This window comes from Saccharopolyspora shandongensis (assembly GCF_900106995.1).
GTDB lineage: Bacteria > Actinomycetota > Actinomycetes > Mycobacteriales > Pseudonocardiaceae > Saccharopolyspora > Saccharopolyspora shandongensis.
The window spans coordinates 1-26,494 of the sequence record NZ_FNOK01000088.1 but is presented as its reverse complement, the minus strand read 5'-3'; the positions used below and the strand labels follow the sequence as shown (position 1 = coordinate 26,494).

The following is a 26,494-nucleotide window of genomic DNA, read 5'->3' as shown; positions in this document are numbered from 1 at the left end:
AGCTGCTCATTGGACAGCCTGGGCATCCGCCCGGCACGACCGGCGCCCTCCAGCGCCTCGTGGCCACCTGTCAACCACGCCCGGTGCCACTTCGATGCGGTCTGCTGTGATACCCCCAACGCCGAGGCCACATCGACCTGCCGCTCGCCCCGCTCGAACATCTCCGCCGCCCGCCTCCGCCGCTCACGCAGCGCCTCGAAATCCCGCCTAGCGGCGCCAGATTTGTTCTCACGGGACTGCTTACCCGTCGATCGTGAAGACCTCGCCACGCCACAATCATCCCACCGGGCAACACAAACCAAGCACAACGACACACCCTATAACCAAAAGATCATTAATACGGCAACGGACCCGATGTCCCACGTGGAATCGCCTTCGCAGTGCTGAATCAAGTCGACAGGATTAGTTGACTCCGACACCTCGGTCGGGCGCCGCGCCCCCTCCTCATGCGCAGTGGCAAGGGCCCCGCCCGCCACGACAGTGCGGCGCTGACCACAGCTAAAAACCAAGGCGCACTACACCGAAGTCTCCCCAACCCTTAGAACTACGCGGAACACGAGGGAATCCGGGCCGAGGGGCCGCCCCCCTCGCCGCAAGGCCGTCCTCAGTCCAAGTCCTTTGTGGACGAAATAACCCGTGGGCGCGGTTGCTGCTGGGGAACATCAGCGAGGTGATGATGCGCTGGCTAGCCGGAACTTGGTGTTCGGCCGGCATCTGCAACGGTATTTGGTCGCTACGGCCGAGACTGCCCAGCACCGCGAACGTGGCCGGGCGGGCGGACGCTATTCATTGCGCGTGCACCAGTGGGGCACAGACATCGAATGGCTCCAGCGCTCTGATACGGGGCAAACGTTGCCCGACGCGGCACTTGCCGTTGCGGGACGGGACGTTGACGACGCGTGGTTGCGTCACGGTTGGTGCTGTTCATCACCAATGGCGTAGTTGAGCTACCGTGGCGACCATGCCGAGCCCGAAACAGGGTAACCTGCTCCTCGTGCTCCCTGAGTCAGACCGGGTAGGGGCTTTCGGTCACGCCGTCAGCCCCCTGAACCCCTGAGTTCTTAGTTCGCATCCCGGCAGCCTTGCTGCGGGGCAATGGTGCGCACCCTCCGGGGCGCTGGCCGCGGTGACGAGACGTTTCCTTGTCGTTCTCTCACCTCGGAGTCTCGATGCCTCTCCCTCTCTACATGCTTGCTGTGGCGGTCTTCGCCATGAGCACTTCTGAGTTCATGCTCGCCGGTCTGGTGCCGGACATCGCCGACAGTCTTGATGTATCAATCGGGTCAGCCGGCCTGCTCACCTCGGCATTCGCCGTCGGCATGATCGCCGGGGCGCCGCTAATGGCGGCGCTGGCTCGCCGGTGGCCCGCCCGGACAACTCTCCTGTTCTTCGTGCTGGTCTTCGCAGTCACGCACATCGTGGGCGCCCTCACGACAAGTTTCGTGCTGCTGCTGGTCACCCGGGTTATCGCCGCACTGGCCAACGCAGGATTCCTCGCCGTCGCATTGAGTACCGCAGCCACGCTCGTCGCAGCCGATCAGAAAGGACGCGCGCTGGCTGTCCTGCTCTCAGGCACGACGATGGCAACCATCGCGGGAGCTCCAGGCGGCGCGCTGCTCGGCACGCTGCTCGGCTATCGGGCAACCTTCTGGGCGATCGCGCTGCTCTGCATTCCCGCTGCGCTCGGTATCGCCAAGGGCATCCCGGCCGATGCCTCAGAATCCACTCAAGGCACGCCGGCCCTCGTATCTCTTCGGACCGAGATCGCCCAACTCGCGAAGCCAAGGCTGATCCTGGTGATCCTGCTTGCCGCCCTGGTCAATGCCGCCACTTTCGCCACCTTCACCTTCCTTGCGCCGATCGTCACCGGCACAGCCAGCCTGGGAGCGCTCTGGGTTCCGGTGATGCTGACGGTCTTCGGTGTCGGCTTCTTCGTCGGTGTCACTGTCGCGGGACGGTTCTCGGACCAACGTCCCGGTATCGTCATCGCGGTCTGCGGCCCGGTGCTGTTCCTCGGCTGGATGGCATTGGCGACACTGGCTGCGCACCCTGTGGCGCTTGTGTTCCTGGTATTCATGCAGGGAGCTCTGTCCTTCGCGGTGGGCAGCACCCTGATCGCCAGGGTGCTCTACGAGGCCGAGGGCGCACCCACCATGGGTGGGTCGTATGCAACCGCTGCGCTCAACATCGGGGCAGCTGGCGGACCTGTAATTGCCGCAGCGACTCTCGGTGCCGATGCTGGCGATCTCGCTCCCGTGTGGGTCAGCAGTCTCCTAGTCGCGCTCGCGCTGGCTATCGCGCTGCCGCTGTTGCGAGTCATCGCACCCCATGTCGGCCAGGCGATCCGATGACCCACACCAACGCCCCACTGAGTATCGAGGGGCGGCGACGGCTCATCGAGCGTTGCCGAACCCGCCCCATCGCTCATGTCGCCGCCGAGATGGGAATCTCCCGGGCCTGCGCCAGCAAATGGGTCAACCGCTGGCGACGCTACGGCGAGGTCGGCCTCCACGACCGAGCGTCGACACCGCACACCAGCCCTAACGCAACACCACCCGAGGTCATCGACCGGATCGAGACCTGGAGAAGGGAAAACAAGTGGTCTGCCCAGCAGATCACCCGGGAGCTACGCTCGATCGGCATCAACACTCACCGCCGCACGGTTTCCAGACACCTCGCCCGCCTCGGGCTCGGAAAGCGCCGGTTCATCGACCCCAATGGGGAGAACAACCGGAGGCCTGAGCACCCACTGACGGTCCCACCGTAGCGTCTGAGCAGCTCCGTCGAGTGCGGCGGCGGAAGATGGCGCGCGTGCGGACCCTGGCAGTGATGCCGCGTACCCAGGTGGCGGGCGTCGGTCAGTGAGCCGTTGAACGCAGGGGCGCGCTGAGTGTGAGGCTGCTGTTCAGTGCGGCGACGGCGTCGAGGACGTGGGCGGCGAGATCCCGCTCGGCCGGGCGCTTCCCGGCGTGCGGTCCGGCGCCGTCCTGCGCCTGCGCCGTCCAGTCGCTCATGCCGTGCCGGAACGCGGAGACCAGCATGTCCCCTGCCAGTCGCAGCCTCAGGTCGTCGGGCCCCGGCAGGTCGAACCGGTCGGCCACGACCTTCAGCGCCAGCCGCATGGTGCGTTCGCAGAACTCCAGGCAGTGCGCGGCCATCGACGTGTTCGCCGCCCCCAGTCGTTCGGTGAGCAGGACGCGGCGCAGCCAGTCCTCGTCGGCCATGCCCTCCAGCGAGGCCAGCAGTGCGTCGCGCATCATCTCCAGAATCGTCCGGCCCTGGGCCTCGACGGTCCCCAGTTCGTCCACGAACCTCATCCACAGGTCGTAGATCGAGGCCATGGCGACGTCTTCCTTGCTGGTGAAGTAGCGGAAGAACGTGCGCTTGGAGACCTCGACGCTGTCACACAGCTCGTCCAGTGTGACGCCGTCGAAGCCGCGTTCGGTGAACAGGTCGAGCGCGGCGTCGATCAGGGACTGGCGGGTGCGCTGCTTCTTGCGTTCACGCAGTGGCAGGCGTTCACCGCTGTTGGCGACAGTGGACACGGTCCCGAGTCTAGTGCGGGACACCAGTGCGCGGACTCTGAGCCGTACCGGACTCAGGGGACGAGCACGAGTTTGCCGAACACCGTCCCGGACTCCAGCAGCGTGTGCGCCTTCACGACCTCTGACAGCGGCAGCTCGGTGTCGACGACGACCCTCAGCGCGCCGTCCGCCGTGCGGCGCAGCAGGTCGGCGAATTCGGTGGCGATCGCGCCGGGGCCGACGGAACTGACGTTGAAGGCGAAGACGGTGGGAGAGTTGTGGAACGTCGTCAGCAGCCCGGCGAACGCGTCCGGCCCGGGGACCCCGCCCGCCGCGCCACAGGACAGGAACCGGCCGTTGGGCCGGAGCAACTCGATGTAGCGGGTGATCTCGGCGCCACCGACGGGGTCGATGACGACGTCGTAGCTGCTGTCGCCGCCGTCCTGGCCCGCCCTGCGGTCGAGCACATGCGCCACGCCGAGCTGACGCAGCCGGTCGACGCGCTGCGGGGTGGAGGTGATGGCGGTGACCTCCGCACCTGCGGCGGTGGCCAGTTGAGCGGCCATCATTCCGATACCGCCCCCGGCACCGCGCACCAACACCCGCTCGCCCGGCTGGACGGCCACCCGCTTGAGCCCAAGGCTGGCCACCAGTGCGTTGACGCCGAGTGCGACGGCGTCCGGTGCGCTGATCGCCTCGGGCAGAGCGACGACGTGGTCGACCCCCACCGTCACCAACTCGGCGTACCCGCTGCTGACGGTCAACGCGAAGACCCTGCGGCCCAGCCACTCCTGCCCCACCCCGTCGCCGACCGCGGTGACGATGCCCGCCACCTCGGCGCCAGGGACCACGCCGGGTTCGGTGAGCTGGGGGTAGGTCCCGTTGCGAACCATGACGTCCATGAAGCCGACGCCCGCTGCCTGAACCGAGATCAGGACCTGACCGGGGCCCGGACAGGGATCGGCCAACTCCACCAGGTCGAGCACGTCGGCGCTACCGAACGACGACACCATGACGGCCTTCATGCCGTACTCCTCCCACACGGATGACACGAGAGCAAAAATGCCCCTCAGTGGCATTAGCCTAGCAGGGGCGGCTGTCGGGAGGCGACCGGTCGCGGTGATCCCGGTCACCACACTCACTCCCGCACGGCCGTTCCACGATCGTTAATCATGGTGTGAGTCCGAGGAGCTGCGATGGGACGACCGTGGTCCCGCTGCATAGGCAAGTTCACCGCCCCGGAAACGATCCACTCAGGACCGTGAACCCCACTAGCCGGGACAACCTGTCGAGCCTCTTGGTACCCACGAAACGACGAGCGACACCCCGGTTGATCATGAACGCAGCACGATCACACGAGAGACCAGCCTCGCTGCCAGACTCGGCCAGGCCGGTTGAGCAACAAGCCGAGGACGCGCGTTTCGCCCGGCCGCATCATTTCGGCACCGCGGGCCCCGGAGCGACGTTCGCTCCTTCCGGGATCGGGAAGTTCACCCCCGTCAAGGGCGTGACGTGCGAACTCTGGATCTTCCACTTCCCGTCTTCGACCAGGTACCGGTCGCGATATTCCAATGACGCCTGCTCGACGACGCCGTCGGCGAGGTTGACCCTCATGAACCAGAAGGTCCAGCTGCCGACCGCGGTGTTCGCGTCGATCAGTTCGATGTCCGGGTGCATGCCATGATGGATGTCGTTGTAGAGCCAGCGGTTTCCGTCGCGGCGCAAGGCCAGCTTGCTGTACAGCTCGACGAGCTGCTCGCGATCGTCGAAGCCGCCGAGGCCGGAGCCGTAGTCGATGTCGGCGCCCTCGCGCACGAAGCACTCCCGGAAGGCATCGGGATCCTTGCTGTCGCACGCTCGCCAGTACCGGTACTTCAGGCGTTCGATCTCCTGAATCGCCTCCAGGCGCGCAACCCTACGAGCGAGGTCACGCACATCCACGTCGCCGTCACCGAACACTTCCGCCTCCTCGTTCGCCAGACTCGCCAACAGCCATCCCGCGTTCGGCGGTTCAGCATGCGAACAGCGACTCCCGACCGGGCCCCGGAATCATTCAGCGGTACAGGCGATCGATCAGCCGATGAACGTCGATCGTGCTCCCCTCAATCCACAATGGAGTCGCTGAACTCGACCGGGGCGCCGAGGAACGCCCGGTGCGAAGCCGGGGAGGTGCCGTCGACGTCGACCACGCCCAGTTCCTCGCCGACCTCCGCGCCGACCAGCACCCGCCCGGTCCACCGCATCCGATCGGGGTGCTCGGCAAGCGCGGCGATGACCCGTCCGGTGAACTCCGGCGACTCGGCCATCGCGGTCAGCTCGCCGTAGCGCTCGGGATCCGAGTCCAGCACCGCCTCGGTCCGCTCGGTGCGCAGCAGTCCCATCCAGATCGACACGGCCGCCACGTCGAACGGTTTGAGGTCCACCGCCATGTCGTGCGCCATCTTGTCCACACCTGACTTCACCGCACCGTAGGCAGGCCCGTGCATGTAGCAGGTGGCGCCGAAGGACGAGGTGTTGACCAGCAGGCCGCCACCAGTGCCGACGAGCAGCGGCGCACCGTAGTAGCTGGACACGTAACTGGAACGCAGCCCGACCTCGAACATCTCCTGCATCGCCAGCGGCTTGGACCAAAAGGGCCCCTTGGTCGCGAGCTGGTCCGGCACGATGAACGCGTTGTTCACCAGGATGTCCAGCCGCCCGTGGTCGGCGCGCACCCGCTCGAACAGTGCCGCGACCTGGGCGTCATCGCGGTGATCGCAGACGACGGGAACTCCGGTACCGCCCCTGCGGTCGATCTCCTCGGCGGTGGCGAAGACCGTGCCCGGTAGCGACGCCTCTCCCTCCCGTCGAGTCCGGCCGGTGACGTAGACCGTGGCTCCGGTTTGACCGAGCGCGAGCGCGATTCCCTTGCCCGCGCCCCGGCTCGCGCCGGTGACCACCGCGACCCGGTCGCCGCTCACAGCTTGCCCGCCATGCCGAGCTCGGACGTTCGTTCATCGGCCATGTACCCGCTCCCGGTCCCCGCCACACGAGTCAACTGCGACAACGCAGAACCAAACGCTTGCTTGAGCGTATCGAAGGAGATCGGCAAGTCAAGCCTCGGTAGCGGATCCCGCCGAGCACGCCATACCCGCGCGAGCGACTACCGTTGACCGCATCGAGTTCCATGGCATCGCTGTGCTGCGCAAGGAGGAGCCGGGTTGCGGAATCGCGCCGGAGCACACCAGATCATCGACCAATCCGGCTGCACGACTAGGACGAGTCAGGCGACTCCGCGCACGCGGGTGAGGAGCACTCCTGCGAGCAACGTGGCCACCGCCGATGCGGTGAACAGCCCGGCATAGCCGCCGAGGTGGGCCAGGACCGGCGTGGCGAGCGCCGGGGCGACGACCTGGGGCAGCGCGTTCGCGATGTTCACGACGCCGAGATCCTTGGCCCGGTCGGCGGCGGACGGCAGCACCTGCGTCAGCAGGGCCAGTGCCACCGCCCAGTAGATCCCGAAACCCAGCCCGAGCAGCGGAGCGGCGCACAGTGCCGAGGTCCACGTCGGCCATGCGGCCAGCAGCAGCGCGGCCAACGCCATCAGCGCGCACGAGGTCAGGATGTAGGGCTTGCGCCGCCCGGTGCGGTCTGACAGCGCTCCCGCGACGACCCCGCCGACGGTGAGCGCGGCACCGTAGAGGCCCATCAGGACCAGCAGACCCGTCTCTGGATCTGGGTGGTGCACGGCGTCGTCGAGGAAGAACAGCAAGTAGAGCGTGCCGAAGGCGTTGCCCAGGTTGATCATGAAGTGGCAGCCCCAGCCCCACGCGAAGTCGGGATACCGGCGCGGCGACACCCAAAACCGGGCTACGGCCAGCCCGCCTGCGGGCTTCGTCGGCAGAACGGCGTCCGGGGTGCGCAGCACGAACGCCGCCGCCGCGAGCACGACTAGTGCTGCGCACGCGAGGTAGCCACCGGCGAGCCTGGTGATCAGCACCGTCACCACCAGCGCGCCGGCGACGGTGCCCAGCATCTGGCTGATGCCGACGAGTCCGCCGATTCGTGCCCGCTGCGCCACCGGAACCCGGTCCGGCAGCGCCGACGCCAGGCTCGCAAGCATCGCGTTGAGCCCGGCCTGCACCAGGCACCACCCGACCGTCATTGTCACCACATCGCCTGCCGCGGCGAGAACCGCGAGACCCACCGCCGCCACGAGCGCGCCGCCGAGCGTCCACGGGTGTCGGCGGCCGAACCGCGAGGTGGTGCGGTCGGAGAGCATGCCCGCCAGCGGGTTGACCACCACCGACACTGCCGCACCGATCCCGGTGACCGCGCCGAAGACGACCTCCTTGTCCACGCCGGCGAGCAGGTCCGCCTGCCGGGGCAACAGGACCTGGATCGGCGCGTAGAACGCCAGCCACAGCCCGAGGTTGGCCAGGAAGAGCAACGACGTCCACCCGGCGCGGACCGGGATCCGGGGCTCGGTGAGTGCGGTCATCTCGACTGCTCGATCACGTCGCGGTACCAGGCGAACGAGTCCTTCGGGGTGCGCACGAGCGTGTCGTAATCGACGTGCACCAGGCCGAACCGCGGGGCGTACCCCTTGGACCACTCGAAGTTGTCCAGGAGCGACCAGACGAAGTAGCCGCGCACGTCCACACCTGCGCCCATGGCCTCCCGCACGGCGGCGAGGTGAGTGGTGAGGAAGTCGATGCGGTCGGAGTCGTGGATTCCGTCGAAGCTGCAACCGTTTTCGGTGATGTGCATCGGCGGCATCTCCGGGTAGCGCTCATGGAGCAGGATCAGCAGCTCACGCAGTCCCTCCGGGACGACCGGCGATCCGTTGGTAGTCATCGGGTAGCCCTCGACCGGGATGAGCTCGAAGGGCAGCGGGTCCGGGGTCCGCGGTGCGCGCACGGCCATCGGCTCGTAGTAGTTGACGCCGTAGAAGTCCAGCGGCGCGGCGATTGTCGGCAGGTCGTCGGCGAAACCGTCGGGAAGCCGGTCATGCAGCACCTCGGGGTAGCTGCCGAGCAGGATCGGATCAGCGAACAAGCGGTTGATCAACGCGTCCAGGAACGACACGGGTTCCGGGTCTTCACCCCAGATCGGGCTGTGGTTGTTCGCGGTTCCCACCGCCCCCGCGCCCGCCGCGCGCAACGCCGTCACGGCCAGGCCGTGCGCCAGGAGCTGGTGGTGCGCGGTCGGAATCGCGTCGAGCAACAGCGCCTTGCCCGGCGCGTACTCGCCGATGCCGTAGCCGTATATCGACATGACCATCGGCTCGTTGAGCGGGATCCACATCTTCACCCGGTCCGCGAAGCGCTCGCCGACAATCGCGGCGTACTCGGCGAACCGCTCGGCGGTCTCACGGCTGAGCCACCCACCGCGGTCCTCCAGCGCCTGCGGGGTGTCCCAGTGGTAGATCGTGGCGACCGGATCGATGCCTGCTTCGCAGAGCGCGTCGAGCAGCCGGTCGTAGAACGCGATCCCCTCGGGGTTCACCGGACCACGACCGTCGGGCTGGATGCGGGGCCAGGCCAGCGAGAACCGGTAGGCGTCCACGCCCAGCTCGGACATCAGCGCGACGTCCTCGAGGTACCGGTGGTAGTGGTCGGTACTGACGTCGGCGTGCTCACCGCGCGCGATCTTGCCTGGAGTGGCGGCGAAGGTGTCCCAGATCGAACGCCCCCGACCCCCTTCCCTGGTGGCGCCTTCGATCTGGAATGCCGCGGTGGACACGCCCCAGACGAAGTCCGAGGGCAGGTGCGGGACCGGCATCTCATCACCCCAAACATGAATATTATTCGGAATATAGTGCTGATCCGGCACTCACGGAAGGGGCGATCCGGAGTCGCCTCTCGGGCGCCGCGAGCCGGCAGTATTTCGATGCCTGGTTTGGAAAATGCAAAGGGCGTCAGCTACCAGCCGGGAACGCTCGTCGGTCTGGTAGCAGGCAGCACGGGCGCGCCGGGCGGCCGGCGGGCCCAGCCCACCGCCGCGGAACAAGCACTTCCTGAACCTGCCCGCGGTTCGCGTCCCTGCACGCCAGAACCGATGCGGCACTTCGACTTGCCGCGCTGAGCGCGGGCATGACGGGCGCTTCGGCCTGAACGGTGCGGCCGGGGCGATTGCTCAGACGTGCGGTGCCGTGGCCCGGATGCCGGCGAGCACCACGCCGACGATGCGCTCCGCGTCCGCGCGGGTGAACGGGCGCATGCCGCGGTTGACGATGAGGCGCACCGGGCCGGAGATCATCTCGCCAAGGAAGGCGCTGTCGACCGGGGGGAGCTCGCCCCGGTCGACGGCGGTGTCCACCCGCCGCCCCACGGCGGCCACACGCTGATCGAGGATCCTGGTCAGCGCCTGCCGGACGGTGGGGCTTTGGCGGGCGGGCTGGATGGCCTGTTCGAGCGTCCGGCCGAACGGCGTTTCCAGGCCACCGGCGAGGGCCAGCAGGTAGTCCACCAGGTCTCGGTGGATGTCGCCGGTGTCGGCGACCGAGGCGAGATCCTCGGCGTAGCTCAGCAGGGCTTCGACCACCAGCTCCTCGCGGTCGGGCCAGTTCCGGTAGACGCTGGTCTTGTGCACGCCGGCGAACTCGGCGACCTCCTCGTAGCGGAAGCCCGCGATGCCGTCGCGCGCCACGAGCTCGGCGGTCGCGGCGAGGATCTGCGCTCTCACCCGCGCGTTGCGGCCACCGGGACGCCGTGCGGGCGGCCGGTCAGCGATCCCGTTGGCCATCGCCGCGCTCACTCTCCTGTTCTCTGCTCGGGTGCCGATTGTCGCCAGGGGCGGCGTTGCGGTGCAAGCCGGTCGTAGTACGCTCGTTAAAAGCAACAGTTCGTCGCTTTAGTTGCGGCCGCACTGCTCCGCGGGTTCGCCTGCCTGACCGGCGAGCAGCGGCCGATCCGATCGCACACCCACCTCAGCGAAACCTGGAGCGCACACGTGAACATCCTTGTCTCCGGAGCCGGTATCGCCGGGCTCGCCTGCGCACTTGAGCTCGGCACCCGCGGCCACGACGTCACCGTCGTCGAGTACGCCCGCCACCTCCGGCTCACCGGCACACCCATCGACATCCGCGGTGATGCGATCGAGACCGCGGCCAGGATGGGACTGCTCGCGAAGATCCAGAAGCGACGGGTCCGGATGTCCGAGCTCACCCAGTTCGTCGACAGCCAGGGCGAGCCGGTGGCCCGGATCCCGATGGAGCAGGTCAGCGACTCCGACGACGACATCGAGCTCCTCCGCGAGGACCTCGTGCGCATCCTCGCCAATGCGCTCCCGGACACCGCGGCGATCCGCTTCGAAGACTCGATCGAGACACTGACCGACGGCGACGGCGACGGCGGCGTCGACGTGCGTTTCGCATCGGGCCGCACCGGGCGCTACGACCTGGTGATCGGTGCCGACGGCCAGCACTCCGCGGTACGCAGGCTGGTGTTCGGGCCCGAGAAGGACTACCTCCGGCACCTCGGCGTCTACTTCGCCCTCGCCGACCACCCCGGCGAGGCGCAATCCGAGGGCGCCAACTCGATATACAACGTCCCCAGCCGGATGGCAGGCATCTTCCGGTACAACGGCAAGGCCGTTGCGGTCTTCCAGTTCCGCTCGGAACCGATCGACTACGACCGCCACGACCTGGACGCCCAGAAGAAGATCCTCATCGACGCCTTCGCGGGCTACCGGTCGTGGCGGATCCCGGAGCTGCTCGACGCGGCCCGCGCCGATCCTGGTTTCTTCCTCACCTCCGCGAGCCAGATCCACCTGCCCTCCTGGCACCGCGGCCGCGTCGCCCTCGTCGGGGACGCCGGGTACAGCCCGGCCTACCTGTCCGGCCGGGGCACCTCACTCGCGCTCACCGGCGCCCGCTTTCTCGCCGAAGAACTCGAACGGTGCGGCAATGACCACACCGCCGCGTTCGCACGGTACGAGGCCCGGCAGCGCCCCTATGTCACCTTCGCCCAGGACCGCGTCGACAGCGGTCGCGACCGCATGCTGCCGACCACCTGGGCTGCCATTGCCGCCCGCAACAAGGCGCTGCAAGCATCCGGCACCGGCGCGCCCTGAACCCGGCGCAATGCGACTGGCATCCGGTTCCCCGGCGTAATGCGGACAAGCCCGATGGCCCTCAGCAGACCACCCGACCGGCCCTTGCCGATCGGGCGCGACCGCCCGGAAACGGTTGCCCACTCCCGGAAATCGGCTCAACCGGCAACCCGCGCCGCCCACGGGGCGTGCCGTTCGCCGGGGCCTTACCCCCAATGCACTGGAGAGAATGCATAGTGAAAGACACGCTGGAAAAGCCCGCCCCCGGTGCCCAAGAGCACCGCTGGAGCAAGCGGCTCATACTCTGGGCGGCCGTTCTCACCCTCGCCAACGTCCTGGCCGACGTGGCCATCGGCTCACCGATGATGGTCCTGCCCCAGCTGCTGGAGCATTTCGACACCGATCAGGTCGCGTGGCTGAATGCAAGCGCGATGCTGGCCGGGGCCATCTGCTCGCCGCTGCTCGCGAAGAGTTCCGACATCTTCGGCACGCGCCGGATACTCATCGGCACGCTGCTCCTCGCATGCACCGGAGCGCTGGTCTGCCTCGCGGCCCCCAACGTCTGGATTTTCCTGGTGGGGCGCTTCCTCCAAGGCGCCGCCTTCGCCGCGGTCTTCCTCACGGTGGCCCTCGCACGCCAGATCTGCACCCCGCGGGTGGCGATGGCCGTGGTCGGGCTCGTGACGTCCGGCTCGTCGGTCGTCGGAATCATCGAGCCATTCCTGATGAAGCCGGTCATTGATGTGTTCGGCTACCGGAGCGTGTTCATCGTGGCGGCGCTGCTCGCCGCGGCGGCCGCGCTCTGCGTGCGTTCCTTCATCCCGGAGTCGCCGGTCCGCAGCACCGGCCGGATCGACGTGGGCGGGGCGCTCCTGCTCGGCGGCGGCCTCGGCGCGGTGCTCGCCTACATCAGCCTCGGGAGCGACCTCGGATGGCTGTCCGGGGGCATGATCGCGCTGCTGGCGGCCGGTGCCGCCGCGTTGGCCGGTTGGGCGTTCCTCGCGCTGCGGGTCGACGAACCCATCATCGACATCCGGGCCCTCAGCCGCCCGATCCTGCTGACGCTGCTGGCCCTGGTACTGGCAGCAGGCTCTTTCCGGAGCATGCTGCAACTGACGAGCATCATCGCCCAGGTGCCCCCCGGCCTGGGGCTCGGTTACGGGCTGGGCGACGGAGAGGCGGTCGCAGTGCTGCTCGCCACGCCCAATTTCGGCATCGTGATCGGCGGCATGTGCGCCGGATGGATCGCGGGACGGTTCGGTCCCGCACCGCCCCTCCTCGGCGGCATCGCCGTCGGGATAGTGGCGACCTTCGCGATGCTGGCGGGCGTATCAGTGCTCCCGCTGGCGATCGCCTGCGGCGCCGTGGTCGGCATGGCCGCCGGCGCGATCGGCGCCTCCGGCTACAACCTGGCGACCAGCCTCGAAGCGCCCGAGCGGCAGGGCACGATCGCCGGTCTGGTGTCGGTCGTGCTCGCCCTCGGCTCGGTCGTCTTCAACTTCGCCGGGGGCGAGGTGCTCAAAGCGACCGAAATTCCCGGGACCTTTGCCGACGGTGCGCCGGTGAGCACGGCGACCGGCGTGTACCTCTACGTCGCGATGGCGGGAGTGCTCTTCGTCCTCGCTGCGGTGCCCGCGATCATGCTGACACGCAACCGGCCTGCCGCGCCGGCCGTGCCCGGGGCACCGCAGCGTCCGGGGTCGCCTGCGGTCGGCAGGTAGCCCGGCCTGTTGGCGGCGCGGTGTGCCCCGTCGCCACAGCCACTGGTTGAGCCTCCGTGGCCGCGACGTCATGGCCGATCGCCCGCTCAGCGATCTGCAACAACTCGATCAGACTCGGGTGAATCACTGACCGAGCCGCTCCAACTCTTCGGCGTAGCGCGGAAGTTCTTGGTCCGGCACCTGCTCGAGGAACCCCCGGTTCGACACCAGCCGTCTAGGGCAACCTTTGCGCACACGTAGAGGTGGTTTCGCACTGGAGACCACTGATTCGGATCAGCTCGGCTCGTAGGGTTGTCACATGGGGTACAGGTCGACCGGGGGCTTTCCTACTGTGCTTACCATCCAAGCGTCATCGTTGATGCTCGGGCTTGGTGTGCTGTTCGTGGGGTTCGTCCTCACCACTGCCGGAGCCAGCGTGGTCACTTTAGAACCCGTGGTGTCCGTGCCACCGCCAGGTCAGCAAGAGCCAACCTCCCCGACCGAGGGCACGACGGAAACGACGAGCAGCACCACCGAGGGCACGTCGGAAACAACGACTGCCACGACAATCAATACGGGTACCCCCACGCCTGAAGTCACGGAAACCGCCCCCGGCGGAGGGGGCGGTAACGGCGTAACAGGCACGGAGGGCATGGGGCAACCGGGGCCGGACCGTGCACCGGTACATCCGGTGGCGACCGAGGCAGATGCTCAACTCCAGCTCAACACCTCTGGCGCGGTGCCGATGTGGATCGGGCTCGCCACCCAGTTTGTCGGCTTGATGACCGCCGTTTTCTCTTGCCTGGCCGCTTGGACGAAAACCAGATCCAGTGCCGGAGACGGTAGGTCACCTGGCAGGATCGATCGTAAGAGACATTCATGACTGCCGTCACTCGGGGAGGTGGGCGCGGGAGCGGCAGTGGAGGTTCACGGGTCCGGGCAGGCGACGTTCTTCCACGGCTTTCACAGCTCCCGCGCCGGCCGATCACACGGTGATGAGGCAAGTGCAGTCGCCCCACAGCGGCGGTCGACGGCTGATGCGGGCTCCATCGGCACGTTCCACGAGCGGCGCGTTGTCACGCAGGCCCCGGTTTTTCTGAACATCGAACAGGAACAGGCTCACCCGTTGTCGTCTGCGGGCTCGGAATCTCTGTCAGGCGCGCCGAAACTGACGTCCGCGCCGCGAATGTCGGCGGGTGCTGCCTCGTCACCGAGCACGGCATCCAGGTCATGCAACATTTCCCCTCGCGACGTCGAAATCGCTAGCGATCGGTCGGTACGGCGATCTCGCCGCCGTCCTCCCGGAGCTTTTCCAACAGGGCATCCGGCATCCACACGCGGTGCGGGTAAGACGTCCCCCAGGAGTTGAGGAAAGACATCGCGCACGAAACCGCGCGGGTCGCCCATCAGTCACGCGGTGTTCTCGGCGCCGCCGAGCGGGCCGTAATGGCGGTGGACCAATGTGCCTTGCCCGAGCCCGGTCTTCGCACCGACACACGAACAATGATCACTGGCGATGAAAGCGCACAGCGCTTCCCGAGCTTCCTCGCTTCGCGACCCCACCGGAACGCCCCCTCGACCACGGTGCCGCTGCACCAACAAGAATGGGCAGCAGCGGCGATCGATTCAACCCCGCCTCGAAAGTCGACGCCAGGATCACGCTGCGCAGCCGATCGTGGTGGTCGTGCTCCTGCTCATCGAGATCATCGACGGGCCAGAGTCGCGAGGCGAGCAGGGTGGCCGCCGCGGCCAGCACAACCAGCCACCTGGAACTGGATAGTTGTGGTGTGAGCGGCCGCGTCACGGCACAGGTTCACGATCCAAGAGCGCTGGGCTGCCAGTCGTCCCTGCTGGCACCGGGTAGTAGCTGTGGTGGCTGACCGGATCCACTGCGACCACGTGCGCATCCGTTGCCAGGAAGCCCGATCCGATCACGACCGGCTGGCCATCACGCACGTCGAGCACGGTCAACCACCCGCTCTCCGCCGCGACGTACAAACGGCTCATACCGAGGTCGTATGCCAGCACGTCGGGGTCCCGTCCGACATCCGCGGTCCCGCTGACCGCCTCCGATTCCAGTGCAACGGTCAGCAACCTCGCGTTGCCGTCGCATGCGACGAAAGCCAGGCGCTGTGCCGGAGCCAAAACCAACCCGTGGTCGTGGTCGCAGCCCGGCAGCGCGATCCGTCTGGTCACGGCGAGCGTGGACGGGTCCAGGGAGGCGAGCTCGTTTCGGGCCTGCACGTCCACCAGCATCCGGTCGCTGACCGGGTCGTAGGCGACGTTGCCGACCTCTCCACCCAGCATGGCCGTGCCCCGCACGGTGCCGGTGACGGCATCGATGACGGTCTCCGTGCCGCCCCGCTCGTTGGTCGTCCACACCGCGTTGCGGCGTGAGTCGTAGGCCAAGCCGTCGGGGTAGTCACCGGTCGGGGCTTCGCCGACGGCCTGACCTGTGCCCTCGTCCAGCATGACCATCTCGTTGCGGCCCGTGGCCGTCGCGTAGACGCGGTGCAGCGCGGGAACCACGAGTACTCCGTGCACCTGGGACACATCCGGAATCACGCGCACCACACGGGAAGCACGGACATCGACCTCGATGACCTCGCTGGCACCGAGGTGCGCCACGAACAGCAGGCCTCGGTCCGGATCCAGGCTCGCGTAGTCGAATCGCGAGCCCCCACCCGGCAACTCCACCTCTCCGGCAGCGCGCAACGGCAACGCGACCGCCGGCGGAGGCTTCGGACGCAGGTATGCCATCGCCGCGACCACAACGATCGCCACCACCAGCGCGCCGAGAGCAACCAGCGGCCACCAGCGCCTCCACGACTGCGCAGTAGACGGTCTCATCGCACCGCTCCTCCCCCATTGGCTACCGTGCGGGTTGAGCGTTCGTGGCGTCAACAGCCACCCCGTGGGTGCCGCGGGAATCATGGTGAATCTTCCGGATCAGCGCCGTTCGTCATCACCTGGTGCCTTCCGCGAGCCGCTGGCGTGGTTCGGTGTCGGGCACCTCCCCTGCGCAGTTGGTAGGCCCCGGACTCGTGGAGTACCCAGCGGTGGGCAGGACGATCGTGATGGTCAGTCCACCGCCGGGGTTGGGGGTGGCGGTGGCGGCACCGTGGTGGCTGTAAGCGATGGCGCGTACGAGGGCCAGGCCGAGGCCGTGTCCGTTGGCGTGAGTACGCGTGCGGATTCGGTAGAACGGCTCGAACAGCCGACTGGCTTCTTCAGACGTGATGGGCTTTCCGGTGTTGGTGACGATGATGATGGCGGTGCCGTCCCGGGTGGTGGTGGTCAGCCGTACCGCGCCACCGGTGTGGTTGTGCCGGATGGCGTTGTGCAGGAGGTTGATCAGCAAGTGGCGGAGCAGGTCCTCGTCGCCGTTCACGGTGGCCGGGTGCAGCTCGTCGTGCACGGCGATCCGGCCGGCGGTTGCTTCGGTTCGCACCTGTTCCAGCGCGTGCGCCGCGACCGAGGTGATGTCGACGGGCTTTGCGTCGTCGATGCCGTGATCGGCCCGGGACAGGGCCAGCAGCGCTTCCACGGTTGCGATGCTGCGTTCGTTGGTGGCCAGCAGCTTGGGCGCCAGGGTGGCGAGATCGTGGTCGCGGGGGTGCGCGATGGCGACCTGCAGCATGGTGCGCGTGATCGCCAGCGGGGTGCGCAGTTCGTGTGACGCGTTGGCGGCGAAGCGTTGCTGGGCTTGGAAGCTGGCGTGCAGCCGGTCGAGCATCGTGTCGATGGTGTCGGCGAGTTCGGTGAACTCGTCCTGGGGGCCATCGAGGTGGATGCGTTCGTGCAGGGAGTGGCCTGCGACGGTGCGTGTCGTCCGGGTGATGCGGTGGATGGGGGCGAGAATGCGCCCGGCGATGACCCAGCCGAGCACGAACGCGATCAGGGCCAACCCGATCAGCGCCACGCCGGACAATTGCAGCAGCGCCGTCAAGATGTCGTCTTTGCTGGTGATCGTGACGGGAGCATGTCCGATGTCGTCGGCGGGGATGGCCGGAACCACAGCTTCCAGTCTGCGTGTGGCGGGCTGCAGCTCGTAACTCGGGATGTACCGCATCAACGCGTACAGGGTGATCAGCAACGCGATGCCGCAGGCCAGCACCGTGCCCCCGTAGAGCAGGGTGAGCCGCAGCCGGATGGATAGCCGATTCCGCCGAAGCGTGGCGTGGATGCTCACGTGGTGGTGGCGAGGTAGTAGCCGACCCCGGTGGCGGTGTGCAGGATGGGCGGGTCGCCGAGTTTGCGCCGCAGCGTGGAGATGGTGATGCGAACCGCGTTGGTGAACGGGTCGGCGTGGGCGTCCCATGCCTTCTCCAGCAGGTGTTCCGCGCTGAGCACCGCCCCGTCCGCGCGCAGGAGCAGTTCCAGGACGGCGAACTCCTTCCGGGTCAGCCGCAAGGTGCGGTCGCCGCGGCGGGCGTCGCGGCGCGCGGGGTCCAACCGGAGGTCGGCGTAGGTCAGCACTGGGGGGTGCGCTGCGGCGGCGCGTCGTCGCAGCGCGTGCAGCCGGGCGACGAGTTCGGGGAAGTCGAACGGTTTGACCAGGTAATCGTCCGAGCCGAGACGCAGCCCGTCGACCTTGTCGGCCAGACCGCCGGCCGCGGTCAGCATGAGGATCCGGCAGTCGGGTCGGCTGGCCACCACGTGCCGGCACACATCGTCCCCGTGCACACCGGGCAGGTCGCGGTCTAGCACGACCACGTCGTATTCGTTGACCGCCACGCTCTCCAGGGCTGTCGCCCCGTCGCCGGCGATGTCGACCGCCATGCCTTCGCGGCGAAGACCGGCCTGCAATGCCTCGGCGAGGAAGGCTTCGTCCTCCACGACCAGCACTCGCACGCGTTCATCCTCCTGCCTTCAGGTACGCCGCCCTGGCACACCCCCGCCTACGCCAGCCGGACACGGACCGGCACGAGGACTACATGGTCCTCATCGGGACATATGGCCGGCATATGGAGATCACCAGACGCTGACGATAACCGCGGTCTGGCTGGATGGGACCAGACCGCGGCCCGCTGCCGCGGTCGCACTCCGGCGGCACGACCGCCGGAGTGCGATTGTCCGCAGACAGAAGGGAATCTCGCATGTCATCGTCCTCCCGGAAGGTAGCGACGGTCGTCGCCGGCCTGGCCATCATGCTCGGCGCCGGCGGAGTCGCGTTCGCCAACACCACGAACTCGCCGAGCAACGACAGCAAGCCGACCACGGCGATCGAATGCCAGCCGGCCAAGGAGTTGCCACCCGGCACACCTGCCGAGCCGGCGAAGCCGATCGACGACGTGTCGACCGCGCCGCTGCCGCCCGGCGCCCCCGCCGTGCCGGCGAAGCCGATCGAATGCCAGCCGGCCGAGGAGCTGCCGCCCGGCACGCCCGGCGAGTCGGCGCAGCCGGCCGACGACGTGTCGACCGCGCCCATCGAGCTCAACAAGTAGGACAGCGGTCACGACGACCGCTTGAGGCAGATGCTCGCCGGTAGCTCGTGGGGCCAGATCGTCCTCAGCCCCACGAGTTACCGCAGCGACGAACGGCTTGCTACGCGGTCTTGACGGGCTGCCTCAGGATCGTTTTGAGCTTGGTAGGCGCTGTTCGACGTGCGTCGCTGAGGTAGATCTCGTGATGGTCGCCGTTGAAGGTGAGGCCGCTGTCGGGGAGATAGTGGTTGTGGAGGCGGTCCAGGGTGGGAGTTTCGTCGTCGTAGGAGCCGATGTGCAGGATCTGGACGCAGGTCCCTTCGACGAGGGTGTGCAGCCGGATGTCTCCGAGTGCGGCGTTTTCCTTCTTCTTCGCGACGTTGTCGATGGCAGTCCGGACCATGTCGTCGGTGATCCAGTCCGGCTGGCTGATCATCATGGTCCACTCCCATGTTTCCTTGCGCCGCGTGATGAACACGCTGGGGTCGTCCGCTCGCCACAGTCCCTCCAACGGGCCGACTACGAAGTCTCGGCCGAGGGCCTTCTTGCTGGCGAACTTCAGCGCGTACGCCACTCCGTACAGGGCTTCGATCGCATTGGCGTATGCAGCGGATGTGTTCGGGTCACCTCGGCCATCGACTGCGAGGTAACGGAGCTCGGGCACATCGACGACGGTGAACTCCTTCGACGGCGGCGAGTAGAGCACTCGGTGGACCTTCTTGATGTCGTACTTGTCCATCGCCGTCTCCTTTGCAAATGTGCCCAGCGTGGTTTCGGTCCAGCTGATATCAGCCGCGAGCATGGCCTCGCTGTAGTCGAAGATCGCCGAGGCGGCTGTGGGCAAGGGGGCTTGCCGGCAACGGGCCGCCTGGACGTCCAAAAGCTCTTCTCGCAACGCTTCCAGACGTCGGGTCAGTCCGGTCACCACGTCCGCATCCGATAAGCCCGGGCTGTTGGCCATCGCGATCAGGACGCGTGCGCGCATCGGCGTCAGCGTCGTCAACGCGTCGCGCGTGGCGGCAGCACATAGTTCGCGGCCCAGCACCGTGGCACGGAAGGTGGCGCGCGATTTTCCGGACGAGGGAGCACTGGTTGCTTCGATCAAGCCGCGCTTGGCCAGTTTGTCGAGCACGTAGTAGATGGAGGAGAAACCGAGCGCCGTCCATGCGCGTACTCCCCGTTCCTCGATGACCCTTTCCAGCTCGTATCCATGGCGGGGCTGTTCGACGAGCAACCCGAGCACGGTCAACTCGCCATCGGTCAGAGCGGAGGACATGGCCCTATTCTAGCGCTAGAATAGAGCGCAAGGGCGGCTCTACCGCGAAGCAGGGCAATCCCACCGCGACGGTCTCGGCTCATCTCGCGCGCAGCTCGAGTGCGACAGCGCCGAGCACCAAGGCGCCTCCGACAAACACACCGGCCCAGAGCGACTCGTCAAGCACGGTCGCGCCGATCGCGGCGCCGACAAGCGGCGTGACGTAGGCGTAGGTACTGACCAGCGGCGCCGGTGCGCTCTCCAATAGGCGCGTGTAGAGCATGAAGCCGACGAGCGAGTCGAAGACGAGCAGAAACACCGCCGCCCCGGCCGAGGTCCAGCTGACGTCCGACCACTGAGCCGGGGCGAGTTCACCAAGCGACAGCGCAACCAGCAGCAACACGGTCCCACCAGCAAGCAACTGAACCACGCTGGCGACCACTCGATCGACCGTCCCGGCGACGTTCGCCATCAGCAGGCTCCCCGCAGCCCACAGGATCGGCGCGACGCAGAATGCCGCGACCGCCCACGGCGCCCCGCCGATCGCGCTGCCGGGTGCCGTCAGCACAACGATCACGATGCCACCGAACCCCGCCACGAGGCGCACCCGCGACGCGACCGATACACGGGTTCCGATCAACCCGCTCAGGAGTACCACCCACAGCGGGATCGCCGCAGCGAGGATCGCCCCGAGGCTGGCGGTCACCGCAGTCAGCGCTACCGTGGCGAGCCCTTGCCCGCCTACCAGCAGCAGCACGCCGGCAACCGCCAGGTGCCGCAGTTGCACGCGCGTAGGCCGGGAACGCCCGCACGCGGCACCAGCAAGCACGACCCCGGCGAGCAAGAAGATCAGCGCCGCTCCACCGAGCGGCGGCACGCTGTCGACCATCAGCTTCATCGCCGGAATCGCCGAGCCCCAGCACGCATAGAGCGCGAGCAGCAGGAACACAGTGCGATCAGGAGGCGCCACGCCCGTCCGCCCACCATCCCGGCGCTGCACAGTTCTGCCGAGGATCATCGCGAAGTTCCTCATGATCTGTCAGTCCACATCATGTTGATCTCGGTCGACGGCCCTGCCCTTGCCGATGACCTCGTCCGCGCAGGTGAAACGGAGCGGGACATGGCGTAGAGGCGGATCGACCGCAGTGGGTGCGCTCTCGCTCTGACAAGATCGCTCGCCTGAACATACCCCGACGCGATCGCCTCGGCGGCATCCTCGACGAGTACGAGCATGCCTGCACGGACGGGGTTTTCGGCAAAGGCAACGCTATCCACCACTTCAGGTGAGGAGAAAGTCCCCAAAAGTCGGCTCCAGCGGGCAGATCAGTGGTCCGGTGCTTCGCAGGTCCGCTTCAGGGCGGCAGCCTCGGACTCGACGAACCGGCGGATGCGGCCCGCCACCACGGGCGTGAGCAGCCAGGCGAAACCGCCGGTGAAGTCGATCTGCAACCGCACCTCGCTGCCCGCGTCGGTGGCCTCGATCCGGTGCGTGGCGACCATCCGGCCGCCCCCGAATCGGGTCGCCCAGACGAACGAAGCGCCCGGTTCGACCTCGACCACGTCCCAGACGGCGGCCGCGACCCCCGGCTGCTTGACCAGGAACCGGTGGCCGACCCGCAGTTCACCGTCCAGCGCCGCGATCGAGGTCGCGGTGGGTGTCCACTCGGGCCAGTTCAGCACGTCCGCCAGCACCGCCCACACCTCGGCTGGAGATGCGGCGATCGCCACGGTGGTCTCGTGTCGCATCGCGGGCAGCGTACCGCCGAACGACCGCGTTCCGGCCGACTTGGCGAAACCCCGCCGCGGGGCCAGGACGTCGTGCATCGGCGCCACGGGCGCCTGGGCAATGGACTGGGAGGTTGGCCGACCGAGAACGGCTGGGTGCACTACAACGCACTGCAGCAGCTGGCCTACTTCACGACCGTGTTCGTCGCCGCCGCACTGCCCGAGTTGCCCCGCGCGCTCGGCCAGAACCGGCCGAGGCAACGGCGATAGTGCTGCGAACCCGCGAGGCGCGCTGGTCACCGAGTGGAGCCGAGCAGCTGCCGGGCACGCTCGCCGAGGTCTGGGATCTTCTACTCGCCTCGCAACCAGTACCGCGATCCCGGCTGTCGGAACTGCTGGCACCGATCGCGCTCGCCGAAGGCAAGCCGGGAATGCCGCAGGAGGTGTGGCAGGCAGCGGCGAGCAACCTGCTCGGCGAGCACGTTCCCGCGCGGCAATTGGAGGACGCAGCCGCACTTGCCGGTGAACTGATCGAGCGAACCGCCGTCCCAACAGCCTCGGGCGAGGTGACGTGCTGGTGTATCCGGCACGAAGCGCTGGGACGGGCCGCCGCGGTCTCGCTCGGATCCGATACTCGGCTCCGCGTGCTGTCCACCATCGCGTCGTTCGTGCCCTCCGGTTCGCTTGAGGCCACTCGCACCGCGGCCGAGCGTTACGCCCTCGGCGCTGGCCCCGGCCACGCGGCCGGGTCGTTCGCTGTCGACAACTGGATCGCCGACCCACGGCGTGTGCTGCTGTCGCAGCAGCGCAACCTCGAAGACGCGGTGCGCGGGGCCGGGCACGCCGACACCGACGCGGCAGACCGACGCAGGCGCGTCGTCCTCGAAGCGAGCAGGACGTTCCGGGACCACCCGGAACGTTCGCTGGCCGAGCACGCCGCACGTCTGCAGTGGTCCGCAACGGTGTGCGGCGACGAGGTGCTCTGCCAATGGCTTGACGAATGCGGGCTGGCGCTGCCGTGGCGGACGCTGTGGGCGTCCTGGCGCCCGCTCGGCGAACTGGACACCGATCGGATCGATCCGCGCTGGCCCGGACCGGTTGCGCTGGCCGGTGGACGACTGGTCGACGGCGAGGAACAGGTCTGCCTGCGGAATTGGGTCGGGCGGGGGGCCAGCAGGAAGTTCAGCGACGAGCGGTCCGCGATCTCGGCGGCGATGGCGCGAACCACGTCCACCGGTGCCTCCGCGTAAGGGGTTCCCGGAGCAGCGAGCAAGCGGGTTATCCACGCTTCGAACTCCGTGCGGTCCGGGGCGTGGTGAGCGTCGTCCAGGTCTACGACCGACCCGGCGGGCAATCCCGCTTCGCGTGCCAGGACCGCGGCCTGTTCCTTCGGCAGCTCGACCAACAGCCGCACCGGAGGGAAGCGTGCTTCCCCCTTGGGCAGGCGAAATTCCGCCGCGTATTCGTTGCTCCTGAACAGATCTGACAGCACGCCGGTCAGCACATCGTCCGGAACGGACGAGCACCGGATGCCTCCCGCGTGCTCGATATTGGTGATGGCGACCAGGAACGGGCGCCCGCGTTCCCTGGCCGCTCTGACGACCGTGAGGGGATTGACCTCGTCCGCGAGCGGCCCGTGATCCAGCCGCAGCTCGTCGTTCACGGCGACGGCCAGGTCGGCTGCCGCCGCACCGGAAGCGTCGACGACCGCGTCGAAATCCTGAGCCACCGACCTGACCAGCCGCGTCTTCCCGCAGCCAGCCGAACCAGTGATCACCCGGGCGGCGTCGGTAGGGTCGCCAGCGGCCGACCATTCGGTCAGTTCCCGCCTCGTGGCTTCCCGCGCCACTGCCCCGAGCCGCATCGCACGCATCCCGTCTTTCGTTGTCGAACAGAACAAGATCATATCTTGCGCCACTGGACAGGGCTGGCGATTTCGCGCGAGACCGACGGCTGGCTCGGGGTGAGGCGACAGGAAGAATTGAGCGCGAATCGCGTACGGGGCCCGGGAACGGCGAGACGCCCGGCCGGGTAAGGCGACTGCCCGTCAGATACGTTCGCTCAATGGGACTCGTATCGCTCGCCTCGTTGCTCGGCGTCGTGGTGGTGGAGTTGGGCATGGGACTAAGCCCCGGGCCCAACATGGTCTACCTGGCATCGCGAGCGATCTCGCAGGGGCGGCGTGCCGGACTCGTGTCGCTCGCCGGGGTTGCCCTCGGATTCGTCGTCTACCTCGTCGCAGCAGCCGCCGGTCTCTCCGCCCTCTTCGTGGCCGTACCTGAGGCCTACCACGTGGTGAAACTCCTGGGCGCGGCGTACCTCGCGTGGATGGCTTGGCAGATCCTGCGCCCCGGTGGCGGGTCGCCGTTCGAACCGCGCGAACTGGCCCCGCACTCGGCTGCCCGCCTGTTCGGCATGGGGCTGCTGACGAACCTCTTGAATCCCAAGATCGCGCTCCTGTACGCGGCGCTGATCCCCCAGTTCGTTGATCCCGCGCTGGGTGCGACGTGGTGGCAGTTTCTCCAACTCGGAACCGCACAGATCGTGGTTGGTGTGACCATTAATGGCCTCATTGTTCTCACCGCCGCTGCGCTCGCCGGGTATCTAGCCCGTCACCCCCGCGTGCTCCAGGCACAGCGTTTCGCATCCGGCACCCTGCTGGGCTTCTTCGCCGTCAAGATGGCCACCAGCCGGCCCAACTGAACCGCCCTGTCATGTCAGCAGGCCGGAATCTGGGCCAGGCCACAGCTTGTCGCCGACATCAGGGGTTTCGAGCGGATCCATGCGAACAGTGCGCCGGGCGGCCCGACAGAGCGCGCCCGAGATCAAGTCGACTTTGGGCAAGGGAGTCGGGATCACGTTGCGCCGAATGGGAGTAGGGCGCCGCCGGAACTCGGCTTTTCGCGTCTCAAAATCTCCCGTCGGGGGCGTGTTCCGCGTGGATCAGGGCACCGTTGATCACACGTCGGGTCAGGCGCCCGGCGGGACTTGCTGCGATCGCGTGCGCCCTCGTCGTCCTGGTGCTTGGTGCCCGCCTAGATGTGGTCTGGGAACGCTGATGGGCACGGAAAGTGTTTCGGGTGGGACCGTCACGCTAGGGTCAGGCGGAGGCCCCCGTGACGAGAAACGGAGTACCTGGTGGCTAATAGTGCTGAAATCGACTACACCGCACCGTCATCGCCACGGATCTGGAACTACTGGCAGGGCGGCAAGGACTACTACGCCGTCGACCGGGCCGCGGGGGACGAGTGGGTTGCCCTCCAGCCGGAGATCATGCAGATTGCCAAGGAATCTCGGCAGTTGTTGATGAGAGCGGTGCACTACCTGGCAGCCGAGGCCGGTGTCCGTCAGTTCCTCGATATCGGTACCGGCCTCCCGACCCTGCAGAACACCCACGAGGTGGCCCAGGCGGTCGCCCCGGAGTCGAGGATCGTCTACGTCGACAATGACCCGCTGGTGCTGACGCACGCCCGAGCGTTGATGACGAACACGACCGACGAGGGCGTGACCGCCTACATCGACGCCGACTACCACGAGCCCGAGGTGATCATTGCGGATGCCCGGTCCACGCTGAACTTCACACAACCGATCGCGGTGATGTTCATGGGCGTGCTCGGGCATGTCCCCGAGTACGAGGAGGCGTTGTCGATCACGCGCCGGGTGATGGCAGCGGCTCCGTCCGGCAGCTACTTGGTGTTGTGGGAGAACACCAACCTCAGTGAGACGGCGCGCAAAGCCGCTGAGGAGTACGCGAAGAGCGGCGCGATCCCGTACCGGCTGTGCTCGGTGGAGCAGGTGGCGAAGTTCTTCGACGGCCTGGAGCTGGTCGGCCCTGGTCTGACCCCGATCAACCAGTGGCGCCCTGGCGCTGACCAGACCGGCGCAGGAGAGCCGTTGGACGCCTACGGTGCGATAGGCCGTAAGCCGTAGTGGCGTGGCATTGCCTGCCGCTGAGCTGATCGTTTCCTGGCGGCAGACACGCGCCTATGACCAGCCAGGAGGGCGGTGGGCCGTTGATGCTGGTGCCCGCGTCCGCTTCGCCGCGTGGGGCCAATGGTGGGCGCATACCCGGACAGTGCCGGCAGCCATCGCTTGTGGTTGAGCTGCTGCCCGGTTCCGGTTTGCCGGAACGACTGGTCGAGATGTCGCGGGTGGCGTGAGGGTCGCGCCCGTTGAGCGGGCGTGTCGAACTGGCCTGCTGCAGCGCGGTTAAGCGGTGGCGGCCAGCCAGGTGGAGCGGCCGGCGTGGGTCGGCAGCCAGCAGCCCGTGGGCTGGGCGCCGAGGTCCGGGGCCGGCTCGGACAGCGCGAGCAGCTCGGCGATCACCTCGTGCGCGGGGCCGGTGGTTCGCCACAGGACCTTGCTCGGGAAGAGCACGTCCGGCTCGTCACCGGGGATCCGCGCGGCATCGGCTTCGTGCTCGCTGAACAGCTGCACGATGTCGAAAACCCCGCGGTGGACCCGGATTCCCACCACGGCGACCAGGCCGCCGTCGGCATCGCGCGGGTGCGCGAACTGGAAATCGCGGGCTACCAGGGCTTGCAGGCCGTTGGTAATCTCGTTCATGGCGCCACCGAGTTTCGTCATCAAGGGCTTCAACCATGGCTCCGCGCGGAGCGTCGGACGGTTCGTCAGACGAGGTCGTCGAACTCGCCGTCCTTGGCCCCGTGCAGGAATGCGGCGATCTCATCCCGGCTGTAGACCAGTGCTGGACCCTCGGGGTAGCGCGAGTTTCTGACGGCGATGCCGCCGTCGACCAACGGTGCCAATTCGACGCAGTTGCCCACCGCTCCGCTGTGGCGGCTCTTACGCCACACCGCGTTGGGAAGC

26 protein-coding genes and 1 pseudogene are annotated in these 26,494 nt (G+C 67.6%); 9 read left to right on the top strand and 18 right to left on the bottom strand.

Going from position 1 to position 26,494, the window contains the following annotated elements; genetic code table 11:
- The coding region (locus BLW84_RS50060) for a helix-turn-helix domain-containing protein (RefSeq protein WP_281247459.1) at nucleotides 1-269 on the bottom strand (269 nt) is incomplete at its 3' end.
- Nucleotides 270-1,169: 900 nt separating this feature from the next.
- Here BLW84_RS50060 and BLW84_RS43645 point away from each other — a divergent pair.
- Both BLW84_RS43645 and BLW84_RS43640 read left to right on the top strand, forming a co-directional pair.
- Nucleotides 1,170-2,351, top strand: a complete 1,182-nt coding sequence (locus BLW84_RS43645; protein WP_093278318.1) for a Cmx/CmrA family chloramphenicol efflux MFS transporter — start codon at nucleotides 1,170-1,172, stop codon at nucleotides 2,349-2,351.
- A pseudogene (locus BLW84_RS43640) lies at nucleotides 2,348-2,740 on the top strand (helix-turn-helix domain-containing protein); the annotation flags it as partial. The gene BLW84_RS43645 and the pseudogene BLW84_RS43640, both read left to right, overlap by 4 nt.
- Nucleotides 2,741-2,858: 118 nt before the next feature.
- On the opposite strand, the gene BLW84_RS43635 reads toward BLW84_RS43640, so the two are convergent.
- From BLW84_RS43635 to BLW84_RS43605, 7 genes are all read right to left on the bottom strand, one after another.
- Nucleotides 2,859-3,545: a TetR/AcrR family transcriptional regulator gene (locus tag BLW84_RS43635; protein WP_218157737.1), complete on the bottom strand. Its 687-nt coding sequence runs from the start codon at nucleotides 3,543-3,545 to the stop codon at nucleotides 2,859-2,861.
- Nucleotides 3,546-3,598: 53 nt separating this feature from the next.
- Complete coding sequence (locus tag BLW84_RS43630; protein WP_218157736.1) at nucleotides 3,599-4,576, bottom strand: quinone oxidoreductase family protein; 978 nt, start codon at nucleotides 4,574-4,576, stop codon at nucleotides 3,599-3,601.
- A gap of 382 nt (nucleotides 4,577-4,958) precedes the next feature.
- Complete coding sequence (locus BLW84_RS43625; RefSeq protein WP_218157735.1) at nucleotides 4,959-5,513, bottom strand: nuclear transport factor 2 family protein; 555 nt, start codon at nucleotides 5,511-5,513, stop codon at nucleotides 4,959-4,961.
- A gap of 113 nt (nucleotides 5,514-5,626) precedes the next feature.
- Entirely contained in the window at nucleotides 5,627-6,484 is an 858-nt protein-coding gene (locus BLW84_RS43620) for an SDR family NAD(P)-dependent oxidoreductase (protein ID WP_093278311.1), read from the bottom strand.
- 302 nt (nucleotides 6,485-6,786) lie between these two features.
- Nucleotides 6,787-8,004, bottom strand: coding sequence for an MFS transporter (locus tag BLW84_RS43615; protein WP_093278310.1), 1,218 nt, complete (start codon nucleotides 8,002-8,004; stop codon nucleotides 6,787-6,789).
- Nucleotides 8,001-9,287, bottom strand: a complete 1,287-nt coding sequence (locus BLW84_RS43610) for a GH1 family beta-glucosidase (RefSeq protein WP_093278308.1) — start codon at nucleotides 9,285-9,287, stop codon at nucleotides 8,001-8,003. Before BLW84_RS43610 ends, BLW84_RS43615 begins: the two co-directional genes overlap by 4 nt.
- Nucleotides 9,288-9,641: 354 nt before the next feature.
- Nucleotides 9,642-10,250, bottom strand: coding sequence for a TetR/AcrR family transcriptional regulator (locus BLW84_RS43605; protein ID WP_093278306.1), 609 nt, complete (start codon nucleotides 10,248-10,250; stop codon nucleotides 9,642-9,644).
- 207 nt (nucleotides 10,251-10,457) lie between these two features.
- On the opposite strand from BLW84_RS43605, the gene BLW84_RS43600 reads away from it, so the two are divergent.
- Together BLW84_RS43600 and BLW84_RS43595 are read left to right on the top strand one after the other, a co-directional pair.
- On the top strand, nucleotides 10,458-11,579 hold the full coding sequence (locus tag BLW84_RS43600) for an FAD-dependent monooxygenase (RefSeq protein ID WP_093278304.1): 1,122 nt from the start codon (nucleotides 10,458-10,460) through the stop codon (nucleotides 11,577-11,579).
- A 167-nt stretch (nucleotides 11,580-11,746) separates the two neighbouring features.
- Nucleotides 11,747-13,279: an MFS transporter gene (locus tag BLW84_RS43595; protein ID WP_245761794.1), complete on the top strand. Its 1,533-nt coding sequence runs from the start codon at nucleotides 11,747-11,749 to the stop codon at nucleotides 13,277-13,279.
- Between the two features lie 964 nt (nucleotides 13,280-14,243).
- On the opposite strand, the gene BLW84_RS47005 is transcribed toward BLW84_RS43595, so the two are convergent.
- The 5 genes from BLW84_RS47005 to BLW84_RS43580 all read right to left on the bottom strand — a co-directional run bounded on the left by BLW84_RS47005 (nucleotide 14,244) and on the right by BLW84_RS43580 (nucleotide 18,112).
- Nucleotides 14,244-14,381: a Pvc16 family protein gene (locus tag BLW84_RS47005; protein WP_143061339.1), complete on the bottom strand. Its 138-nt coding sequence runs from the start codon at nucleotides 14,379-14,381 to the stop codon at nucleotides 14,244-14,246.
- A gap of 384 nt (nucleotides 14,382-14,765) precedes the next feature.
- Nucleotides 14,766-15,014, bottom strand: a complete 249-nt coding sequence (locus BLW84_RS47000) for a hypothetical protein (protein ID WP_143061338.1) — start codon at nucleotides 15,012-15,014, stop codon at nucleotides 14,766-14,768.
- Between the two features lie 44 nt (nucleotides 15,015-15,058).
- The gene (locus tag BLW84_RS43590; protein ID WP_093278299.1) at nucleotides 15,059-16,108 is read right to left on the bottom strand and encodes a YncE family protein; all 1,050 of its coding nucleotides are present in this window, start codon (nucleotides 16,106-16,108) and stop codon (nucleotides 15,059-15,061) included.
- A gap of 115 nt (nucleotides 16,109-16,223) precedes the next feature.
- Nucleotides 16,224-17,450, bottom strand: coding sequence for a sensor histidine kinase (locus tag BLW84_RS43585; protein ID WP_093278295.1), 1,227 nt, complete (start codon nucleotides 17,448-17,450; stop codon nucleotides 16,224-16,226).
- Nucleotides 17,447-18,112 (bottom strand): response regulator transcription factor, encoded by a 666-nt coding sequence (locus BLW84_RS43580; RefSeq protein WP_093278293.1) that lies wholly within the window; start codon nucleotides 18,110-18,112, stop codon nucleotides 17,447-17,449. The genes BLW84_RS43585 and BLW84_RS43580 overlap by 4 nt, the downstream gene beginning before the upstream one ends.
- A 245-nt stretch (nucleotides 18,113-18,357) precedes the next feature.
- On the opposite strand from BLW84_RS43580, the gene BLW84_RS43575 reads away from it, so the two are divergent.
- Complete coding sequence (locus BLW84_RS43575; protein WP_093278290.1) at nucleotides 18,358-18,705, top strand: hypothetical protein; 348 nt, start codon at nucleotides 18,358-18,360, stop codon at nucleotides 18,703-18,705.
- A 100-nt stretch (nucleotides 18,706-18,805) separates the two neighbouring features.
- Here BLW84_RS43575 and BLW84_RS50240 read toward each other — a convergent pair whose 3' ends face one another.
- The 3 genes from BLW84_RS50240 to BLW84_RS43560 form a co-directional block, all read right to left on the bottom strand.
- On the bottom strand, nucleotides 18,806-19,960 hold the full coding sequence (locus BLW84_RS50240) for a GyrI-like domain-containing protein (RefSeq protein ID WP_093278288.1): 1,155 nt from the start codon (nucleotides 19,958-19,960) through the stop codon (nucleotides 18,806-18,808).
- A 79-nt stretch (nucleotides 19,961-20,039) separates the two neighbouring features.
- Nucleotides 20,040-20,972, bottom strand: a complete 933-nt coding sequence (locus BLW84_RS43565; RefSeq protein WP_093278286.1) for an EamA family transporter — start codon at nucleotides 20,970-20,972, stop codon at nucleotides 20,040-20,042.
- A gap of 290 nt (nucleotides 20,973-21,262) precedes the next feature.
- Entirely contained in the window at nucleotides 21,263-21,685 is a 423-nt protein-coding gene (locus BLW84_RS43560; protein ID WP_177227034.1) for an SRPBCC family protein, read from the bottom strand.
- Nucleotides 21,686-21,757: 72 nt separating this feature from the next.
- Between BLW84_RS43560 and BLW84_RS48765 the strand changes: the two genes are divergently transcribed.
- From BLW84_RS48765 to BLW84_RS43545, 4 genes are all read left to right on the top strand, one after another.
- The gene (locus BLW84_RS48765; protein WP_218157734.1) at nucleotides 21,758-21,934 is read left to right on the top strand and encodes a hypothetical protein; all 177 of its coding nucleotides are present in this window, start codon (nucleotides 21,758-21,760) and stop codon (nucleotides 21,932-21,934) included.
- Complete coding sequence (locus BLW84_RS43555) at nucleotides 21,934-22,914, top strand: hypothetical protein (protein WP_093278283.1); 981 nt, start codon at nucleotides 21,934-21,936, stop codon at nucleotides 22,912-22,914. Before BLW84_RS48765 ends, BLW84_RS43555 begins: the two co-directional genes overlap by 1 nt.
- 814 nt (nucleotides 22,915-23,728) lie before the next feature.
- On the top strand, nucleotides 23,729-24,367 hold the full coding sequence (locus tag BLW84_RS43550; RefSeq protein WP_093278282.1) for a LysE family translocator: 639 nt from the start codon (nucleotides 23,729-23,731) through the stop codon (nucleotides 24,365-24,367).
- A 435-nt stretch (nucleotides 24,368-24,802) separates the two neighbouring features.
- Nucleotides 24,803-25,594: an SAM-dependent methyltransferase gene (locus tag BLW84_RS43545; RefSeq protein WP_093278281.1), complete on the top strand. Its 792-nt coding sequence runs from the start codon at nucleotides 24,803-24,805 to the stop codon at nucleotides 25,592-25,594.
- Between the two features lie 279 nt (nucleotides 25,595-25,873).
- On the opposite strand, the gene BLW84_RS43540 is transcribed toward BLW84_RS43545, so the two are convergent.
- Nucleotides 25,874-26,230: a hypothetical protein gene (locus BLW84_RS43540; RefSeq protein ID WP_093278279.1), complete on the bottom strand. Its 357-nt coding sequence runs from the start codon at nucleotides 26,228-26,230 to the stop codon at nucleotides 25,874-25,876.
- 65 nt (nucleotides 26,231-26,295) lie between these two features.
- Nucleotides 26,296-26,494: DUF397 domain-containing protein (locus BLW84_RS43535; RefSeq protein ID WP_425441832.1), on the bottom strand; the 199-nt coding region annotated here is incomplete at its 5' end.

Excerpts from the sequence above, each read along its gene's own strand:
- BLW84_RS43605 (WP_093278306.1), bottom strand. The coding sequence starts at position 10,250 with ATGGCCAACGGGATCGCTGACCGGCCGCCCGCACGGCGTCCCGGTGGC.
- BLW84_RS43560 (WP_177227034.1), bottom strand. The coding sequence starts at position 21,685 with ATGCGACACGAGACCACCGTGGCGATCGCCGCATCTCCAGCCGAGGTG.
- BLW84_RS43645 (WP_093278318.1), top strand. The coding sequence starts at position 1,170 with ATGCCTCTCCCTCTCTACATGCTTGCTGTGGCGGTCTTCGCCATGAGC.
- BLW84_RS43610 (WP_093278308.1), bottom strand. The coding sequence starts at position 9,287 with ATGCCGGTCCCGCACCTGCCCTCGGACTTCGTCTGGGGCGTGTCCACC.
- BLW84_RS43575 (WP_093278290.1), top strand. The coding sequence starts at position 18,358 with ATGTCATCGTCCTCCCGGAAGGTAGCGACGGTCGTCGCCGGCCTGGCC.
- BLW84_RS43540 (WP_093278279.1), bottom strand. The coding sequence starts at position 26,230 with ATGAACGAGATTACCAACGGCCTGCAAGCCCTGGTAGCCCGCGATTTC.
- BLW84_RS43565 (WP_093278286.1), bottom strand. The coding sequence starts at position 20,972 with ATGAGGAACTTCGCGATGATCCTCGGCAGAACTGTGCAGCGCCGGGAT.
- BLW84_RS43615 (WP_093278310.1), bottom strand. The coding sequence starts at position 8,004 with ATGACCGCACTCACCGAGCCCCGGATCCCGGTCCGCGCCGGGTGGACG.
- BLW84_RS43550 (WP_093278282.1), top strand. The coding sequence starts at position 23,729 with ATGGGACTCGTATCGCTCGCCTCGTTGCTCGGCGTCGTGGTGGTGGAG.
- BLW84_RS43590 (WP_093278299.1), bottom strand. The coding sequence starts at position 16,108 with ATGAGACCGTCTACTGCGCAGTCGTGGAGGCGCTGGTGGCCGCTGGTT.
- BLW84_RS50240 (WP_093278288.1), bottom strand. The coding sequence starts at position 19,960 with ATGTCCTCCGCTCTGACCGATGGCGAGTTGACCGTGCTCGGGTTGCTC.